At 74.1% G+C, this 2,584-nt stretch carries 2 protein-coding genes; both read right to left on the minus strand.

All coding sequences use genetic code 11. The features are described 5' to 3' along the window. Positions 1 to 1,442, minus strand: a 1,442-nt coding sequence (locus ACVNF4_RS34760; RefSeq protein ID WP_461806847.1) for an ABC transporter transmembrane domain-containing protein, incomplete at its 3' end; no start/stop codon positions are given. After that, the coding region (locus ACVNF4_RS34765; RefSeq protein ID WP_461806848.1) for an ABC transporter transmembrane domain-containing protein at positions 1,439 to 2,584 on the minus strand (1,146 nt) is incomplete at its 5' end. The genes ACVNF4_RS34765 and ACVNF4_RS34760, both read right to left, overlap by 4 nt.

A 2,584-nucleotide genomic window follows, 5' to 3' on the forward strand; every position in this document is an offset into this window, starting at 1 on the left:
CCGCCGTCCAGCGCCCGCGCCCACGCGGCGGCGTCGACCGCGCCGAGCGCCGCCCACAGCTCGGCGTCCGCGGCGTCGGTCCGGGCGAGCAGGAGGTTGTCGCGCAGGGAGCCGACGAAGACGTGGTGCTCCTGGTTGACGAGGGCGACGTGCGAGCGGACCTGCTCGGCGGTCATCCGGGACAGCTCGGCGTCACCGAGGGCGACCCGCCCGGTGCGGGGCGCGTAGATCCCGGCGAGCAGCCGCCCCAGCGTCGACTTGCCCGCCCCCGACGGCCCGACCAGCGCCAGCCGGGTGCCCGGCGCCACCGACAGGGACACCTCGCGCAGGACGTCGACGCCCTCCCGGTACCCGAAGCGCACCGAGCCGGCGGCCAGCTCCCGCCCCTGCGGCACGAGCCCCGCCTCCCCGGCGTCCGGCTCGATCTCCCGGACCCCGACCAGCCGGGCCAGCGACACCTGCGCGACCTGGAGCTCGTCGTACCAGCGCAGGATCAGGTTCACGGGATCGACCAGCATCTGCGCGAGCAGCGCACCCGTGGTGAGCTGCCCGACACTGATCCACCCCCGCAGGACGAACACGCCGCCCAGCATCAGCACGGACGCGAGCACCGTGAGGTGTACGACGTTGATCACCGGGAACAGCACCGACCGCAGCCACAGCGTGTACCGCTCCCAGCTCGTCCACTGCTTGATCCGCAGCTCGGACAGCGCGATCCGCCGCTCCCCGAGCCGGTGCGCCTCGATGGTGCGGCCCGCGTCCACGGTCTCCGCGAGCACGGCCGAGACGGCCGCGTACCCGGCGGCCTCCGAGCGGTAGGCAGCGGGCGCCCGCTTGAAGTACCAGCGCCAGCCGGCGACCAGCAGCGGCAGGGCCAGCAGCACGGCGGCGGCGAGCTGCGGAGCCGTCACGACCAGACCGCCCAGCAGCAGCGCCGACCACAGCACGCCGATGATCAGCTGAGGGACGGCCTCACGCATGGCGTTGTCGAGGCGGTCGATGTCGGTGGTGATGCGGGAGAGCAGGTCACCGGTCCCGGCCCGCTCCAGCACGCCCGGCGGCAGCCGCACCGACCGGACGAGGAAGTCCTCGCGCAGGTCGGCCAGCATCTGCTCCCCGAGCATCGCCCCGCGCAGCCGCATCTGGTGCACGAAGACGGCCTGCACACCGAGGGCGAGCGTGAACAGCGTGACGGTGAACCCGAGCCGCAGCTCCCTGTCCCCGGCCGACACCCGCTCGACGAGGTCGCCGAGCAGCCAGGGACCCACCATCGAGGCGACCGTCGCGACGACGTTCACGACGACGAGGACCAGGAAGGCCGTCCGGTGCCTGCGCACCAGCTCGTGGACGTACGCGCGGACGGTGGCGGGCGAGCCGGCGGGCAGCGTGCTCACCGTCGCCCCGGCCGCCGGGTCGTACTGCGGTGGCTGCACGCCGATCATGCCGACTCCTCGATCTTCTCCGGCGCGGGTGCGCCGGCCTGCGACGACTCCGTCTCCCGTGTCACCACGGCCCGGTACCGTGCCTCGTCCCGCACCAGCTCCCGGTGCGTCCCGACGGCCGCGACCGCACCGTCGTCCAGCAGGACGACCCGGTCGGCGACGTCCAGCAGCAGCGGCGACGAGGTGAACACCACTGTCGTACGCCCCTTGCGCAACCCCCGTACGCCCTCCGCGACGCGTGCCTCGGTGTGGGAGTCGACGGCGGACGTCGGCTCGTCGAGGACCAGTACCTCCGGATCGGTCACCAGGGACCGTGCGAGGGCGAGGCGCTGGCGCTGGCCGCCGGAGAGGGAGCGTCCGCGTTCGGTGATGTGGGCGTCCATGGGATCGGGGGCGCCCGGCGAGCCCTGGGTGAGCGCGTCGAGGACGTCCCCGCACCGCGCGGCGGCGAGCGCGGCGTCCGCCGGCACGGCCCCCGACGACGGCACGTCGAGCAGCTCGCGCAGCGAACCGGACAGCAGCACCGGGTCCTTGTCCTGGACGAGGACGGCGCTGCGCGCGGCGTACAGCGCCAGCTCGTCCAGCGCCACCCCGCCCAGCAGCACCGACGGTCCCTCCTCGACGGAGTGCCCGCCGAGCCGCTCGGCCAGCCGCCCGGCCGCGTCGGGGTCACCGCAGACCACGGCGGTGAACATCCCGGCGGGCGCGAGGAGTCCGGAGGCGGGGTCGTACAGATCACCGGAGGGGACGGCGTCGGCGCCCGACTCGTCGACCCCTCGCTCCAACGACAGCACCCGGGCCGCCCGTTGGGCGGAGGGCCGGGAGAACGAGTAGGCCATCGCGATCTCCTCGAAATGCCGCAAAGGGTACGAAAGGATTGCCACGGAGCTGTAGACGGTGACGAGTTCCCCCACCGACACCCGCCCCTCCCGCGCCAGACCCACCCCGTACCAGACGACCCCCACGAGCAGCAGCCCCGGCAGCAGCGCCTGGAGCGCGTTGATCAGGGCCCACATCCTGGCGCTGCGGACGGCGGCGCGGCGGACCTCCTGCGAGGCGGCGCGGTAGCGGTCGAGGAACAGCTCCTCGCCGCCGATCCCGCGCAGCACCCGCAGCCCGGCGACCGTGTCGGAGGCCAGCTC

Source organism: Streptomyces sp. S6 (assembly GCF_054880855.1).